This is a genomic window from Streptomyces sp. NPDC025784 (assembly GCF_055558435.1).
The window spans coordinates 243,301-258,677 of sequence record NZ_JBVHMN010000014.1 but is presented as its reverse complement, the minus strand read 5'-3'; the positions used below and the strand labels follow the sequence as shown (position 1 = coordinate 258,677).

16 protein-coding genes and 1 riboswitch are annotated in these 15,377 nt (G+C 73.0%); of the genes, 6 read left to right on the top strand and 10 right to left on the bottom strand.

All coding sequences use genetic code 11. From position 1 onward, the window contains the following. Positions 1-47: 47 nt before the first annotated feature. Genes ACZ4IF_RS29475 through ACZ4IF_RS29465 form a run of 3 tightly spaced genes read right to left on the bottom strand, consistent with a single transcriptional unit; the run spans position 48 to position 1,761 of the window. The gene (locus tag ACZ4IF_RS29475; RefSeq protein WP_467568115.1) at positions 48-788 is read right to left on the bottom strand and encodes an isocitrate lyase/PEP mutase family protein; all 741 of its coding nucleotides are present in this window, start codon (positions 786-788) and stop codon (positions 48-50) included. Next, positions 785-1,186 (bottom strand): carboxymuconolactone decarboxylase family protein, encoded by a 402-nt coding sequence (locus ACZ4IF_RS29470; RefSeq protein WP_359494343.1) that lies wholly within the window; start codon positions 1,184-1,186, stop codon positions 785-787. The genes ACZ4IF_RS29475 and ACZ4IF_RS29470 overlap by 4 nt, the downstream gene beginning before the upstream one ends. Positions 1,187-1,242: 56 nt before the next feature. Then, positions 1,243-1,761, bottom strand: coding sequence for a carboxymuconolactone decarboxylase family protein (locus ACZ4IF_RS29465; RefSeq protein WP_467568113.1), 519 nt, complete (start codon positions 1,759-1,761; stop codon positions 1,243-1,245). A gap of 48 nt (positions 1,762-1,809) precedes the next feature. Between ACZ4IF_RS29465 and pdxR the strand changes: the two genes are divergently transcribed. After that, the gene (pdxR, locus tag ACZ4IF_RS29460) at positions 1,810-3,210 is read left to right on the top strand and encodes a MocR-like pyridoxine biosynthesis transcription factor PdxR (RefSeq protein WP_467568111.1); all 1,401 of its coding nucleotides are present in this window, start codon (positions 1,810-1,812) and stop codon (positions 3,208-3,210) included. Positions 3,211-3,338: 128 nt separating this feature from the next. On the opposite strand, the gene ACZ4IF_RS29455 is transcribed toward pdxR, so the two are convergent. Then, complete coding sequence (locus ACZ4IF_RS29455; protein WP_467568158.1) at positions 3,339-4,166, bottom strand: DMT family protein; 828 nt, start codon at positions 4,164-4,166, stop codon at positions 3,339-3,341. A 152-nt stretch (positions 4,167-4,318) separates the two neighbouring features. Between ACZ4IF_RS29455 and ACZ4IF_RS29450 the strand changes: the two genes are divergently transcribed. Both ACZ4IF_RS29450 and ACZ4IF_RS29445 read left to right on the top strand, forming a co-directional pair. Next, on the top strand, positions 4,319-4,663 hold the full coding sequence (locus ACZ4IF_RS29450) for a hypothetical protein (RefSeq protein ID WP_028802906.1): 345 nt from the start codon (positions 4,319-4,321) through the stop codon (positions 4,661-4,663). Between the two features lie 16 nt (positions 4,664-4,679). After that, a complete protein-coding gene (locus tag ACZ4IF_RS29445) occupies positions 4,680-5,867 on the top strand; it encodes a glutathionylspermidine synthase family protein (RefSeq protein ID WP_467568108.1) in 1,188 nt (395 codons plus the stop codon). Between the two features lie 188 nt (positions 5,868-6,055). Here ACZ4IF_RS29445 and rocD read toward each other — a convergent pair whose 3' ends face one another. After that, entirely contained in the window at positions 6,056-7,270 is a 1,215-nt protein-coding gene (rocD, locus tag ACZ4IF_RS29440) for an ornithine--oxo-acid transaminase (RefSeq protein ID WP_467568106.1), read from the bottom strand. Between the two features lie 247 nt (positions 7,271-7,517). Beyond that, positions 7,518-7,605: riboswitch (ZMP/ZTP riboswitch) on the top strand. Between the two features lie 31 nt (positions 7,606-7,636). Here rocD and ACZ4IF_RS29435 point away from each other — a divergent pair. Beyond that, positions 7,637-9,082 carry a glycine hydroxymethyltransferase gene (locus ACZ4IF_RS29435; RefSeq protein WP_359494050.1) on the top strand — a complete coding sequence of 482 codons (1,446 nt, stop codon included), beginning with the start codon at positions 7,637-7,639 and terminating at the stop codon, positions 9,080-9,082. Between the two features lie 15 nt (positions 9,083-9,097). On the opposite strand, the gene ACZ4IF_RS29430 is transcribed toward ACZ4IF_RS29435, so the two are convergent. From ACZ4IF_RS29430 to ACZ4IF_RS29415, 4 genes are all read right to left on the bottom strand, one after another. Continuing rightward, positions 9,098-9,796: a hypothetical protein gene (locus tag ACZ4IF_RS29430; RefSeq protein ID WP_467568104.1), complete on the bottom strand. Its 699-nt coding sequence runs from the start codon at positions 9,794-9,796 to the stop codon at positions 9,098-9,100. Between the two features lie 376 nt (positions 9,797-10,172). Further along, a complete protein-coding gene (locus ACZ4IF_RS29425) occupies positions 10,173-10,877 on the bottom strand; it encodes a hypothetical protein (protein ID WP_467568102.1) in 705 nt (234 codons plus the stop codon). A gap of 140 nt (positions 10,878-11,017) precedes the next feature. Further along, complete coding sequence (locus ACZ4IF_RS29420) at positions 11,018-11,881, bottom strand: hypothetical protein (protein WP_467568100.1); 864 nt, start codon at positions 11,879-11,881, stop codon at positions 11,018-11,020. Beyond that, on the bottom strand, positions 11,874-12,485 hold the full coding sequence (locus ACZ4IF_RS29415; RefSeq protein WP_467568098.1) for an RNA polymerase sigma factor: 612 nt from the start codon (positions 12,483-12,485) through the stop codon (positions 11,874-11,876). Before ACZ4IF_RS29415 ends, ACZ4IF_RS29420 begins: the two co-directional genes overlap by 8 nt. A gap of 78 nt (positions 12,486-12,563) precedes the next feature. Between ACZ4IF_RS29415 and trpS the strand changes: the two genes are divergently transcribed. Then, a complete protein-coding gene (gene trpS / locus ACZ4IF_RS29410) occupies positions 12,564-13,577 on the top strand; it encodes a tryptophan--tRNA ligase (RefSeq protein WP_028802914.1) in 1,014 nt (337 codons plus the stop codon). A gap of 197 nt (positions 13,578-13,774) precedes the next feature. Then, complete coding sequence (locus tag ACZ4IF_RS29405; RefSeq protein ID WP_467568095.1) at positions 13,775-14,356, top strand: 2'-5' RNA ligase family protein; 582 nt, start codon at positions 13,775-13,777, stop codon at positions 14,354-14,356. A gap of 157 nt (positions 14,357-14,513) precedes the next feature. Here the strand turns inward: ACZ4IF_RS29405 and ACZ4IF_RS29400 are convergent, their stop codons facing one another. After that, positions 14,514-15,269, bottom strand: a complete 756-nt coding sequence (locus ACZ4IF_RS29400) for a decaprenylphospho-beta-D-erythro-pentofuranosid-2-ulose 2-reductase (RefSeq protein WP_467568093.1) — start codon at positions 15,267-15,269, stop codon at positions 14,514-14,516. Positions 15,270-15,377 lie beyond the last annotated feature (108 nt).

Here is a 15,377-nt window from a genome sequence, read left to right as displayed (position 1 = left end):
GGGGGTGCAGCTCACCGCCGGAGTCCCGCCGGCGGTGAGGGTCCTGCCTATCGCCGGAGTTCCGCGGCGATGTCCCCCAGGGCCTGAGCGGCTCGGCGCTGCAGCCCCGGCCCGAACGTGACGCGGGTGGCGCCCCGTTCGCCGAGCTCCGTGAGCTGCTCGTCGAGCGGGGCGTCGCCGGTCCTGGCGAACACGTTGACCGGCCCCTCGATCCCGGCGCGCAGCTGGGGGAGTACGTCGACAGGAGCGCCGATCGGGTACACGCAGTCGGCGCCGGCGGCGACGTACAGCGCGGCCCGCTCGATCGCCCGCTCCGGGTCGGGGTCCCCGCACGCGAACGTGTCGATCCGGGCGTTCACGAACAGCCGGTCGCCGGCGGCGGCCCGTACCTCGGCCAGCCAGTCGGCGTGCCGGGCGGGGTCCTTGAGGACGCCTCCCGCCGAGTCCTCCAGATTGCAGCCGACCGCACCCGTCCCCAGGAGCCGCTCCACCAGCTCCTTGGGCGGGAGCCCGTAGCCGTCCTCGACGTCCGCGGACACGGGCACGTCGACCGCGCGGACGATCCGCGCGACCGCCGCGAACATCTCCTCGGCGGGCGTCGCCCCGTCCTCGTACCCGAGGGAGGCGGCGACCCCGGCGCTGGGCGTGGCGAGCGCCGGGAACCCGGCGTCCACGAACACCCGCGCGCTGGCCGCGTCCCAGGGGCCCGGCAGTACCAGCGGGTCACCCGGCGGGCGGCCCCGGTGCAGTGCCCGGAACGTCCCGGCCCTGTCCGTGCTCTGACTCACCACGCGGTGGCGCCCGGTGCGATGCGCCGGGTCACCATCAGCCGGTTCCAGCTGTTGATGACGGTGATCAGTCCGATGAGATGCGCGAGCCCCGCCTCGTCGAAGTGCGCGGCGGCGCGCTCGTGGACCTCGTCCGGCACGAACCCGTCCGTCAGGACCGTGACCGCGTCGGTCAGCGCGAACGCCGCCCGTTCACGTTCGCTGAACGCCTCCTCGGCCTCCTCCCAGGCGTTGAGGAGCTGGATGCGGTCGTCGTCGACCCCGTGCTTGCGGGCGAGCTTCACGTGCATGTCGAGACAGAACGCGCAGTGGTTGAGCTGCGAGGCGCGGATCATGACCATCTCCGCGAGCGCCGGGTCCCCGAGGCCCTTCTTCGCGGCGGCGCTGAACGCCTGCATCGCGGTCCGCACCTCGGCGTCGAGGTGGCTCGTACGGGTGCTCCCCCCCGCGGCTGTCACTTGTACTGTCCCGCCCGGTAGTGTCCGGCCACCAGCCGGCAGGTCACGCCGAACCGGTTCCAGGCGTTGATCACCGTGATCGCGGCGATCAGCTGGGCCAGTTCGGTCTCCTCGAAGTGCTTCGCGGCCTGCTCGTACACCTCGTCGGGCACGAATCCGTCCGTCAGGACCGTGACCGCCTCGGTCAGTTCGAGCGCCGCGACCTCCTTCTGCGTGTAGAAGTGCTTCGACTCCTCCCACGCGCCGAGCTGGATGATCCGCTCCACGCTCTCACCCGCGGCGATCGCGTCCTTGGTGTGCATGTCCAGGCAGAAGGCGCAGTGGTTGAGCTGCGAGGCGCGGATCTTCACCAGCTCCAGGATCACGGGGTCCAGACCCTTCCGGGCCGCCGCGTCGAGCTTGATCATCGCCTTGTACACGTCGGGGGCGAGCTTGGCCCAGTCCAGGCGCGGGGCGTGCTCGGGAACGTACTCGGTGGTGCGGCCGGTGGTCGTGGTGTCGTCATGCGTCGTCATGTGTCCCGACACTACGGGCGGAGTAGCCCAGGAGTATGGTCCATTTCCATGGCAGAGTCATGGGCCACTTTGGGTGGCGAGGGATTCGACCTCCATGTCGAACCGACCGGGTCCGGGGTGCGCAAAGGGCTGACGGACGCGTTGCGCGAGGCCGTCCGCAGCGGCCGGCTCGCACCCGGCACCCGGCTCCCCTCCTCCCGGTCGCTCGCCGTCGACCTGGGCATCGCCCGCAACACGGTCGCCGACGCGTACGGCGACCTCGTCGCCGAGGGCTGGCTCACCGCACGCCAGGGTTCGGGCACCAGGGTGGCCGAACGGACGGTCGTACCGCCCGCCCCGGAGGCCGCGCCGCGCCGCCGCGAGCAGGGGCGCCCCGTCTACGACCTCGTCCCCGGCAGCCCGGACCTCGCCTCCTTCCCGCGCACCGCATGGCTCAGGGCGGCCCGCCGCGCGCTGACCGCCGCACCGCACGAGGCCCTCGGCTACGGCGATCCGCGCGGCCGCCCCGAACTGCGCACCGCCCTGTCCGGCTATCTCTCCCGCGCCCGCGGAGTGCGGGCCGATCCGGAGCGCATCGTGATCTGCTCCGGCTTCGCCGACGGCCTGACGCTGCTCGGCGCGTTCCTGCGGCAGCGCGGCGTGCGCTCCGTCGCCGTCGAGGCCCATGGGCTCGACCTGCACTGGAACCTTCTGCACCGTTCGGGTCTGCGGACCGTCCCCCTGCCCCTGGACGGACTCGGTGCCCGCACCGACGACCTGGCCGAGGCCGGAGCCGTCCTGCTCACGCCCGCGCACCAGTTCCCCATGGGGGTGCCGCTCCATCCGGACCGCCGTGCCGCCGTCGTGGACTGGGCCCGCCGCACCGGCGGCCTGATCCTGGAGGACGACTACGACGGCGAGTTCCGCTACGACCGCCAGCCCGTCGGCGCGCTCCAGGGACTGGACCCCCAGCACGTCGTCCACATGGGCACCGCGAGCAAGTCCCTGGCCCCCGCGCTGCGTCTGGGCTGGCTGGTCCTGCCGCCGTCGCTCGCGCCCGAGGTCACCGCGTTCAAGGGCGGCGGGGGTTGGTCGACCGGGACGCTGGACCAGCTCACCCTCGCGGAGTTCCTCACCTCCGGCGCCTACGACCGGCACGTCCGGGCGGCCCGGCTGCGCTACCGGCGACGCCGCGACGCACTGGTCGCGGCCCTCGCCGATCGCGCCCCGTCGGTCCACGCCACCGGGATCGCGGCCGGCCTGCACGCCGTCCTCAGGCTTCCCGCGGGCACCGAACAGTCGGTGGTCCGGGCGGCGGCCTGGCAGGGGCTGGCCGTCCACGGCCTGACGCGCTACCGCCACCCCGACGCCGTCACGGAACCGCAGGACGCGCTGGTGGTGGGGTACGGGACACCGCCGGACCACGCGTGGTCGGGGGCGCTCGACGCGCTGTGCCGGGCGCTGCCCTGACCTGGATCCCGGCTCCGGCTCCCGTTTCCCTTTCCCCGGCTCGCGCCCCCGGCTTCCGGTCGCCGCGGAGCCCGAGTGGACTGTCGCGCTCTCTGCTGCGAGGCCTTGCCGACGGGAGCCCGGAGCGGCTACGGGGATTCCTGCACCGGGGCCTCGCCGAAGCGGGCCAGCGCCAGCGCGCCCGCGACCGCGACCGCGAAGCCGAGGACAGCCAGCCAGGCCAGCCCCTCCCGCGTGCGGTCGCCCAGCCACACCACGCCCACCAGGGCGGGCCCGATCGTCTCCCCGATCACCAGTCCGGCGGTCGCGGTCGTCACGGAGCCGCGCTGAAGGGCCGAGGTGAGCAGCAGGAACGCCGCGCCGCCGCCGATGAGCAGCGCGTACGTCGCCGGATCGGCCAGCAGCGCACCGGGGTCGAGGTCGTCGATGAGCCGCACCGACACCTCGACCACACCGAAGCCGAAGCCGGCGCCGAGGCCGAGGACGAGCGGGCGCCCCCGCTCGGGCAGCCGCCCGCTCACGAGGCCCAGCAGCAGCACCCCGACGGCCGTGCCCAGCATCGCGTACGGCAGGGCCGTCGGCCCCGGGCGGTCGCCCTCGGTGCCGGACGCCAGCCCCAGCATCGCGAGCCCCGCGCACACCAGTCCCACCGCGCCCCACTCGACCCGGCTCAGCCGCACCCGCAGCAGCTGTGAGGCCACGACCGCCGTCACGGCGAGGCTCGCGGCGAGTGCCGCCCCCACCGCGTAGATGGGAATCGACCGCAGAGCGGCGATCTGGAGCAGGAACCCGACCCCGTCGAGCGCGAGCCCGGCCAGATAGCGCCATTGCCGCAGCGCGCGCAGCAACAGCGCCGCGTCCCCGCCCGGCCCGGTGCCGGCCGCCGCGCGCGCCGCCATCGCCTGGAGCACCGTCGCGGTACCGAAGCAGACCGACGCACCAAGCGCGCACACCATTCCAAAGAGCACGAAGCGACTGTAGGGGAGCCCGCATCGCAGGGGGCCGTCGCACGCACGTCCTGTGGTGCTCTCTACTCTGATCGCCGAACGTCCAAGAAGAAGCACAAACGAAGCAAAGTCGAACCGAACGAAACAACGGGGGAACGGACATGGCGGACACACGTCGTCAACTGCGCTCGGGCACCGTCGTGCTCGGCGGCATGGGACTCCTCGCCGCCGCACTCACGGCCTGCTCCTCGGAGCCGGACAAGCGCTGCGTCGACCGCGACAGCTACAACCTCGCCAAGGGCTACCGGGTCGTCGCCGACAAGAACTGCAAGTCCACCAAGGTGTCCGTCAACGGCAGTTGGTACTACGGCGGCAAGAAGAAGAGCGGCTGGGTCGACGGCGGCTCCTTCGTCAAGCCCGGCAAGGGTTCCGGCGGCTCCGGCGGCAGCCACAGCGGCGTCGACCGCGGCGGCTTCGGCAGCGGCAAGGGCAGCTCCGGCGGCTGAGCCGGAGAGACGTCCCGTGGAACGCCGCACCATCGCACCCCGCCCCGACTGGCAGCGGACCGTCGAGGAACAGGGCTTGATCTATCCGCTCACCCGCCACCCCGACGAATCCCTGCGCCCCTACTGGGACGAGAGCGCGTACTACGTCTTCTCGCTCCCCGAGGTCGAGGCGCTGGAGGAGGTCGTGGACGAACTGCACCGCATGTGCCTGGCCGCGGCCGAGCACATCGTCCGCACGGACCGCTTCGCCGACCTCGGCATCACCGACCCGAACGTCGTGCGGGCCGTCGCCGAGGCCTGGCGGCGGCGCGCCGAACTCCCCTCCGTCTACGGCCGCTTCGATCTGCGCTACGACGGCACGGGCCCCGCCAAGCTGCTGGAGTACAACGCCGACACGCCGACCTCCCTCGTCGAGGCCGCGAGCCCGCAGTGGTTCTGGATGGAGGACCGCTTCCCCGGCGCCGACCAGTGGAACTCCCTGCACGAACGCCTCGTCGCCGCCTGGAAGAAGCAGGCCCCCCTCCTGCCGCCGGGCAGCCCGCTGCACTTCGCGCACTCCTCCGCCGACGAACTCGGCGAGGACCTGATGACGGTCGCCTACCTCAAGGAGACCGCCGAGCAGGCGGGCCTCGACACCGACTGGATCTCCATGGAGGAGATCGGCTGGGATCCCCTCTCCGGCCGCTTCGTCGACAACTCGCTCCGCTTCATCCGCAGCTGCTTCAAGCTCTATCCATGGGAGTGGCTCACCGCCGACCGCTTCGCCGGACACGTCCTGGACACCCTCGACAACGGCGGCGGCACGGGGACCACGCTGTGGATCGAGCCGGCCTGGAAGATGCTCCTCTCCAACAAGGCCCTCCTCGCGATCCTCTGGGAGCTCTACCCGGACCACCCGAACCTCCTCCCCTCCTACCTCGACGGCCCGCGTGAACTGGCCGCCGACCGCGGCTACGTGGCCAAGCCGCTGCTCGGCCGCGAGGGCGCCGGGGTCACCGTGCACGAACCGGGCGAGGCTCCGGCCGTACGGACCGACGAGCCCTGCGTCTACCAGGAGCTGGCCCCCCTCCCGTCCTTCGACGGCAACCGCGTCGTCCTGGGCGCCTGGGTCGTCGAGGACGAGTCGGCGGGCCTCGGCATCCGTGAGTCGTCCGGCCTGGTCACGGACGAGTACGCCCGCTTCCTGCCGCACGTGATCCTCTGACGGCCCGGCGCGCGCGGACCCCGGCCCCCGGGCGCCCGGCGACACGGGGGGCCGGGGGCCGGATCCCGTGACGCGTCGGGCACCCGCGCGCCCCGCACCCGGCACCGCGCCTCGGTGCCCCCCGGACGGCCCTGCCCCGGGACCCGGGGCATCCCGGAGACGGCGCCGGATGCCGCCGGCTCCCGCCCCTAGGCCCCCAGCACCTCGCGGAGCCGGCCGAGCCCCCAGTCGAGGTCCTCCTCGGAGATGACCAGCGGCGGGGCGATCCGGATCGTGACGCCGTGGGTGTCCTTCACCAGGACGCCGCGGTCCACCAGTTTCTCGGAGATCTCCCGGCCCGTGCCGTACGCCGGGGCGATGTCGACGCCCGCCCACAGCCCGCGCCCGCGGACCTGCGTGACATGACCGGACTCCTTCAACCGGCCCAGCTCCTGGTGCAGATGCGCACCCAGCTCGGCCGCCCGCCGCTGGTACTCGCCCGACCGCAGCATCGCGATCACCTCCAACGCCACCGCGCAGGCCAGCGGATTGCCCCCGAACGTCGAACCGTGCTCCCCGGGCCGGAACACCCCCAGCACGTCGGCGCCCGCCACCACCGCCGACACGGGGACGACCCCGCCCCCGAGCGCCTTGCCCAGCACGTACACGTCCGGCACGACCCCCTCGTGCTCGCACGCGAACGTCCTCCCCGTGCGGCCGAGACCCGACTGGATCTCGTCCGCGACGAACAGCACGTTCCGCTCGCGCGTCAGTTCCCGCACCCCCGGCAGATAGCCCGGGGGCGGCACCAGCACCCCCGCCTCGCCCTGGATCGGCTCCAGCAGCACGGCGACCGTGTTCTCCGTCAGCGCCGCCCGCATCGCGGTCAGGTCCCCGTACGGCACGATCTCGAAGCCCGGCGTGTACGGCCCGAAGTCCGCCCGCGCCTCAGGGTCCGTGGAGAAGCTGATCAGCGTGGTCGTACGGCCGTGGAAGTTGTTCCCCGCGACGACGATCTTCGCCCTCTCCGCGGGCACTCCCTTCACGCGGTACCCCCACTTCCGGGCCGTCTTCACCGCCGTCTCCACCGCCTCCGCGCCCGTGTTCATCGGCAGCACCATCTCCATGCCGCACAGCGCCGCCAGCTCCCGGCAGAAGTCCGCGAACCGGTCGTGGTGGAACGCCCGCGACGTCAGCGTCACCCGCTCCAGCTGCGCCTTCGCCGCCTCGATCAGCCGCCGGTTGCCGTGCCCGAAGTTCAGCGCCGAGTATCCGGCCAGCATGTCGAGGTAACGGCGCCCCTCGACGTCCGTCATCCAGGCCCCGTCCGCCGTCGCCACGACGACCGGCAGCGGGTGGTAGTTGTGCGCGCTGTGCGCGTCGGCCGAGGCGATGAACACCTTCGTCGTCTCCGTAGCGGTCACGCGATCTCCGTTTCTTGGCGTGCGGCACGGGGCGACGCGCGTGCCCGCGCACGGGGCGGCACGTGCCACCCGGACCGGGCGGCTCGCGCTCCCGGACCATGGGCGGATACGTGCTCCCGGGCGGGGGACGGCGTGTCCTCCCGGGCGGGGAGTGGCGCCCGCCGACGGTGGGCCCCGGCCCCCTTCCTACCGTCGCTCGCATGGTGGACCGGGGAACCCGCAGATCCGGCGCGCCCGGTAGGCTGACCGGCGGGGCCGTGACTGGCGCGCTGGGATGGGACCGACCATCGGGGAGCGGCCCCTCGAACTGTGTGCCGTGCGCCTGGGCCGACCCGTGAACGCTGAACACCACGTCCGGAGGCCGTCATGCCAGAGCCCCTTTCCACCGAGTCCACCGCGTTCCGCAGTGCCCTGGACGTGATCCGGGCCGTGGAGCCCCGTGTCGCCGACGCCATCGGCCAGGAGGTCGCCGACCAGCGCGACATGCTCAAGCTGATCGCGTCGGAGAACTACGCCTCCCCGGCCACGCTCCTCGCCATGGGCAACTGGTTCAGCGACAAGTACGCCGAGGGGACCGTCGGCCGTCGCTTCTACGCCGGCTGCCGCAACGTCGACACCGTCGAGGCCCTCGCCGCCGAGCACGCCCGCGAGCTCTTCGGCGCCGAGCACGCCTACGCCCAGCCGCACTCCGGCATCGACGCCAACCTCGTGGCCTTCTGGGCCGTCCTCGCCGCCCGTGTCGAGGCCCCTGCCCTGGAACGCGCCGGCGTCCGCAACGTCAACGACCTCACCGAGGCCGACTGGGCCGAACTGCGCCACGCCTTCGGTAACCAGCGCATGCTCGGCATGTCCCTCGACGCCGGCGGCCACCTCACCCACGGCTTCCGCCCGAACATCTCCGGCAAGATGTTCGACCAGCGCTCCTACGGCACCGACCCCGCCACCGGCCTCATCGACTACGAGGCCCTGCGCACCTCCGCCCGCGAGTTCAAGCCGCTCATCCTCGTCGCCGGCTACTCCGCCTACCCCCGCCTGGTGAACTTCCGGATCATGCGCGAGATCGCCGACGAGGTCGGCGCCACGCTCATGGTCGACATGGCCCACTTCGCGGGCCTCGTCGCCGGCAAGGTGCTCACCGGAGACTTCGACCCCGTCCCGCACGCCCAGATCGTGACCACCACCACGCACAAGTCGCTGCGCGGCCCGCGTGGCGGCATGGTGCTGTGCGACGAGACCCTCGCCGAGCAGGTCGACCGCGGCTGCCCGATGGTCCTCGGCGGCCCCCTCCCGCACGTCATGGCGGCCAAGGCCGTCGCGCTCGCCGAGGCCCGCCGCCCCGAGTTCCGCGACTACGCACAGGCCGTCGTCGACAACTCCCGTGCCCTCGCCGAAGGCCTGATGCGCCGCGGCGCAACGCTGGTCACCGGCGGCACCGACAACCATCTCAACCTGATCGACGTCGCCTCCTCCTACGGCCTCACCGGCCGTCAGGCCGAGTCCGCCCTGCTCGACTCGGGCATCGTCACCAACCGCAACGCCATTCCCGCCGACCCCAACGGCGCCTGGTACACCTCCGGCATCCGTATCGGCACGCCCGCGCTGACCACCCGTGGTCTGGGGACGGCCGAGATGGACGAGATCGCGGGCCTGATCGACCGCGTCCTGACGTCCGCCGAGCCCGGCACCACGGCCAAGGGCAGCCCGTCCAAGGCCCAGCACGTCCTGGACGCGAAGATCTCCGACGAGATCGCCCACCGCGCCACCGACCTGCTCGCCGGTTTCCCGCTCTACCCGGAGATCGACCTCGGCTGACGCGCCTCGCGCGGGCTACAGATCGATCAGCTCCTGTCGTGGTTCCCGCGGCGGTCCGGCAGTCTCACGCCGGGCCGCCGCGCGGCGTATCAGGACGGAGCCCCCCGCGCCGAGGACCAGCCCCGCCGCCAGCCCGGGTACCGCCCACCTCACGCTGTCCGCCGCGTCCGGCTCCGCCACGCGCCCCGAGGTGCTTCCCGAGCCGAACAGGTCCCCCTCCTCGTCCAGTTGGTCGAACACCGAGCGCGGCGCCCGGTGCCAGCGGATGTCGTCGTCCCGGACGTCGGGGGAAGGATCCGTCCGCACCCATGGAGTGCCGTCCGCGGCGACGAACACCTGGTCCTGACGCTCGATGGCGACATCGCCACCCGGTGCCCTGCCGGTCTGCGGCCAGCCCCCCACTCCTGTGAGCCCCCAGATCACGGTGGCCCGCACTGGGGGGAAACGGCCCTCCACCCATGCCTCGGGAACCCGCTCCGTCCCCGTGTACCGCGGGGAGAGCAGCCGCCACAGCCGTACGAAGTCCCGTTCCCCGGAGTGCAACGAGGTCGCCCGTCCCGTGTCACCGGCGACGACCAGCGCCAGGTCGGGAGAGTCGGCCTTCGCCCGCGCCGAGCCGCGCGCCGAATCGTGTGCCGCATCCCGTGCGGCGGCCCGAGCGCCCGGAGAGCCGAGCGCGGCCGACGCCACGACGACCAGCAACAGAAGCCACACCCGCCTCCCCCCGGTCCCCGCCCGCGTCCCACCGGACCAGAGCCTTGCGCCGGCCCTCGCTCGCGTCCCACCGGACCGCAGCCTCGTGCTTTCGGTCCCCGCCCGCGTCCCGCCGCTCCACGACGCAGCCCCGCCGGTCCACGGCCCGCTTCCGTCGACCAGCGACCCCGTCGCGCCGAGCCGCGGCGCCATCCCGCCGGCCGACGGCCTCGTCCGGGCCGGCCGGCGCTCCGACCGGGCGAGGCGCCGTCTCCTCGTGCCGGGTCGCCGCCCCCGCCGGGCGGCCCGGGACCCCTCCTGACCGATCCGGAATCTCATCCGTCCCCCTCTTCCCCATGCGTCCCCCTCACCGGTGTGCCCGCCTCCCCGCGGCTCCTCACATGTCCCGCAACTCCTGGTGAGGTTCACCCCTGCGAGGCCGCCACATCCGGGCCAGCAGCGCCCCGGCCGCCGCTCCGGGCAGAGCCCACCACCAGTCGGTGCCGTCGTCGGTGCCGTCGTCGGAGGCGGCCGCGGCCGGCCTCGTCGTCGTCCCCGCGCGGACCTCCCCGGCCGGGGTCGGCGTCGCCGCGCCGGCGGAGTCGTCCGCCGACTCCCACGCGCCCGGCGGGATTCCCGCCGCCCCCGCGGGCGACGGCTTGCCCAGGACGCCGAGCTTCTTGAACAGCGCCCGCACCTGGGCGGGGTGCGCGGCCCGGTGCCAATAGCCGTTCATGCTGCGGATGTCGGTGGCCGTGTGTATCCAGACCTCCTTGCCGCGCGACGAGTCCGGATAGACGCGGTCGACCCGCCACGGCGACACGTCGTGCGCCAGCCAGGTGACATTGAGCTGACGCCCGCTCGCCGCGCTCAGGCCGGGCGGCTCCTCACGGTCACCCGCGTCGGGCTCTCCCAGCAGGCGCATCAACTCCCCGTACTCCTCGTCCGAGTGGTACAGCGAGGCGGTCTGCGCGCTCTCCGGCGAGACCACCAGCACGCTCGTCGGCCCACCGGCCGTCGCCGAGGGCGCCGCGACCAGCACCACCGCGAGAGCCGCGGCCAACGCCCCCGTCACCGAAAGCAGTTCACGAAGCCTGCGCATCCGGACCCCCAACCAGCCGGTCGCCGCGCGTGCGGCCCGCCCGCACGCGATGTCTCACTCCTGGTACACCGCTCGACCCTCCGGGGTTCCCACTCGGCACCGACGGATTCGCGCGCTGCCTCACCAGTAGGAAACACGTGCTATTTCAGCGACTTGGCGATCGCCACCGCCCGCTCCTTCGACGCCACGCCCTCCAGACGCAGGGTCACCTCACCGCCGGAGTGCAGCCACAGCAGCGTGGGCCCCGCGGTCCGTACGGAGCGGGTGAAGCGCTCGCCGTCGTCGTCGACCAGCCAGAAACTCAGCAGATGCGGCTTCGCGAACCACAGGGCCTGGCGGCCGTAGTCCTCGGGGGCGCCGAGCGCCACCCATTCCGGGGGCTCACGCACCGTCTTGGAGAAGCCGATGTCCAGCTGTGCGGGGTACTCGTCCAGCCGCACCGTACGCCTGTGCTCCTGCCAGCACAGGCTCATCAGCAGGCGCCCCTTCGGCTCACGCGTCACCGTCACCGCGTCGGGCGCGCCGAGGGCACCGGGCACGAGCGGGGCGAAGCCGGCCCGCCGTCCGGCCTGTGCCAGGGTCAGCGAAGGCCCGCACCCCGGCACCCGCGCACCGGGCGAGGGCACCGCCGACGGGTCGTACCGCACCCCGACCCCGCCGAAGCCGAACCAGTCGACGACCGCGGCGCGCACCGGAGGCGTGAGCACAAGAACCGTGAGCAGTCCGCACAGACCCGCCGTCAGCCCGCGCCGGCGCGCCCGCGCCCAGCGCAGCACCGTCCGCATCCGGTCGCGGACGCCCGGCGGCTCGGCCACCGGGACCGGGATGTGCTCGGCGAGCATCTGCTCCAGCACCCGCTCGACCATCGACTCGCCGTCGGCCGCATCCGGCCGGTCCAGCGAACGCCCGAGCGCCCGGAGCTCCTCCGGCAGCCGCGAGACGTCCTCGCGGCCCCGCCGCCTCCGGTCGTCGCGGGACCCGCCCTCACCGCTCCGCTCACTCATGCCCTTCACCCCCTTCCCGGTCCAGGGCCCCGAAGTCCGGCAGCAGCCGGCTCAGCTTGCGCAGGGCGCGGTTGAGCCGTGACTTCACCGTGCCGCGCGGCCAGCCCAGCGCCTGCGCCGTCTCGGGCTCGTCCATCTCCAGCAGATAGCGGTAGGTGACGACGAGGCGGTGCTCCTCGCTCAGCTGCTCCAGGGCGGCCAGCAGCGCCGTCCGGCGCTCCGTCTCCAGCGCCGCGACCGCCGGGTCCGCCGCTTCCGCTATCAGCGGCTCCGCCTCCACGAACGCGGCCTCACGGCCCGCCAGAGTCCGCTGGCGCACCGCCGTCCGCACTGTGTTCCTCGTCTCATTGGCGACGATCGACAGCAGCCATGGCTTGAACGCCGCGCCGTCCCGAAAGCGCCCCAGCGAGCAGTACGCCTTGATGAAGGCCTGCTGCACCACGTCCTCCGCGTCCGCACCCGCCCCCAGCGCCCTGGCCGCCCTGATCGCGATGCCCGTGTGGGCACGCACCAGGTCCGCGTACGCCTCCGGCTCACCGGCGCGTACGCGTGCGATCACCGCGGCCTCGTCGACGACGATGCGGCCCCCCTCCCGCGTCCTCACACTCTTGTTACACCGCCGGAGGCGGATCGGTTCCCACCTGTTCCCGAGCAAGGAGAGTCACCTGAGAGAATGGGCCCCATGGCCTCAGATCGTCCTCGCGTCCTCTCCGGGATCCAGCCCACCGCGGGCTCGTTCCACCTCGGCAACTACCTGGGCGCGGTCCGCCAGTGGGTGGCCCTCCAGGAGTCCCACGACGCGTTCTACATGGTCGTCGACCTGCACGCGATCACCGTGCCGCAGGACCCCGCGGACCTGCGCGCCAACACCCGGCTCGCCGCCGCGCAGCTGCTCGCCGCCGGTCTCGACCCGGAGCGCTGCACGCTGTTCGTCCAGAGCCACGTCCCCGAGCACGCCCAGCTCGCCTGGATCATGAACTGCCTCACCGGCTTCGGCGAGGCGTCCCGCATGACCCAGTTCAAGGACAAGTCCGCCAAGCAGGGTGCCGACCGTGCCTCCGTCGGTCTGTTCACCTACCCGGTCCTCCAGGTCGCGGACATCCTGCTGTACCAGGCCAACGAGGTCCCGGTCGGCGAGGACCAGCGCCAGCACATCGAGCTCACCCGCGACCTCGCCGAGCGTTTCAACGGCCGTTTCGGCCAGACGTTCACGATCCCGAAGCCGTACATCCTCAAGGAGACGGCGAAGATCTTCGACCTCCAGGACCCGACGATCAAGATGAGCAAGTCGGCGTCGACGCCGAAGGGCCTCATCAACCTGCTCGACGACCCGAAGGCGACCGCCAAGAAGGTCAAGAGCGCGGTCACGGACACGGACACCGTCATCAGGTATGACGCGGACCTGAAGCCGGGTATCAGCAACCTGCTGACCATCTACTCGACCCTCACCGGCACCGGTATCGCGGAACTGGAGCAGAAGTACACCGGCAAGGGCTACGGTGCGCTCAAGACGGACCTCGCCGAGGTCATGGTCGACTTCGTGACGCCGTTCCGGGAGCGCACCCAGCAGTATCTGGACGACCCGGAGACGCTCGACTCGATCCTGGCCAAGGGCGCCGAGAAGGCGCGCGTCGTCGCCGCGGAGACGCTCTCCCAGGCGTACGACAGGGTCGGCTTCCTGCCCGCCAAACACTGACGGCCGACACCGCTGCCACGGCAGCGGTGCGACCGCCCCTACCACAGCCCGTTCTGCAGTGCGTACGAGACGAGCGCGACACTCGTACGGCCGCCGCCGACGGGCCGTACCGCCGTACAGTCGACAGCCGGACCGGTCGAGCAGCCACCCCTGCCCGCGCCGGGGCGGCGGACCTCGAAACAACGACAGGAGACGACGTGGGGACCGTAACGATCGGCGTGTCGATCGCGGTCCCGGAGCCTCACGGCAGCCTGCTCCAGGAGCGGCGCCTGAGCTTCGGCGACGCCGCGGCTTCCGGCATCCCCACGCACGTCACCCTGCTGCCGCCGACGGAGGTCGACGACTCGGCGCTGCCCGCGGTCGAGGCGCACCTCACCGGGGTCGCCACCGCCGGGCGCCCCTTCCCGATGCGGCTGTACGGCACGGGCACCTTCCGCCCCCTGTCGCCCGTCGTCTTCGTGCGGGTCGTCGAGGGGGCAGAGGCCTGCACCCGGCTCCAGATGCAGGTCCGGGACGCGTCCGGTCCCGTCGCCCGTGAGCTGCACTTCCCGTATCACCCGCACGTCACCGTGGCGCACGGCATCGACGACGCCGCGATGGACCGGGCCTTCGAGGAGCTGTCCGGGTACGAGGCCCAGTGGCCGTGCGCCGGATTCGCGCTCTACGAGCAGGGCGCCGACGGCATCTGGCGCAAGCTGCGGGAGTTCCCCTTCGGCGGCACGCTGGTGCCGCCGCAGGCGGGGGCACCCGAGGTCGACAGCACGCTGCCGGCGCGGTGAGCGTCGCGGCCCGCTGAGCGTCCCTCGGGACCTTGCCCGGGGTGACCCCATGGGTGCGTCACCGGACGCCCGGCCGCCGCGCGCACCCGGCACCCACGCCCCGCCGGGCCCGTGGCCCGGCGCCTGTCAGGAGCCCGGCCCGGCGCCCGAGCGGGTGTCAGATCGGCAGTCGCCGGAACAGCGGGCGCGGGAGGTGCCGCAGGGCCGCCATCACGAACCGCAGCGCCCCCGGTACCCACACCGTTTCCGAGCGCCGCCGCAGACCCGTCTCGACGGCCGCCGCGACCGCCTCGGGGGTGGTGGCCATCGGTGCCTGCGGCAGCCCCGCCGTCATCTTCGTCCGCACGAATCCGGGCCGTACGACCATCACGTGCACGCCCGTGCCGTACAGCGCGTCGCCCAGGCCCTGCGAGAAGGCGTCGAGGCCCGCCTTGCTGGAGCCGTAGATGAAGTTGGAGCGGCGGGCGCGCTCACCGGCGACCGAGGAGAGCACCACGAGGGAGCCGTGCCCCTGGGACTGGAGCGCCCGCGCCGCGATCAGGCCCGCGGACACCGCGCCCGTGTAGTTGGTCTGCGCGACCCGCGCCGCGGCCAATGGCTCCTTCTCGTCCCGTGCCTGGTCGCCGAGGACGCCGAAGGCGAGCAGCACCAGGTCGATGTCGCCCTCCGCGAAGACCTTGCCGAGCACGGTCTCGTGGGAGGCGCTGTCGAGGGCGTCGAAGGCGACGGTACGGACGTCCGCGCCCATCCCGCGCAGTTGCGCGGCGGCCTGCTCCAGCTCCGGCGACGGGCGTCCGGCCAGCCACACGGTGCGGGTGCGCCGGACGATCAGACGCCGCGCGGTGGCCAGCGCGATCTCGGACGTACCGCCGAGGATCAGCAGGGACTGGGGGATGCCGAAGGCGTCCTTCATGGCAGCTCCTAAGGGCGAGAGAGGGCGGGCGACGGGGGGCGCGGACGACGGGGACGGAGACGGGCCGCGAGGGGCGTGCGGGAGTGGCGGCCGGCGCGCGGGATGCGA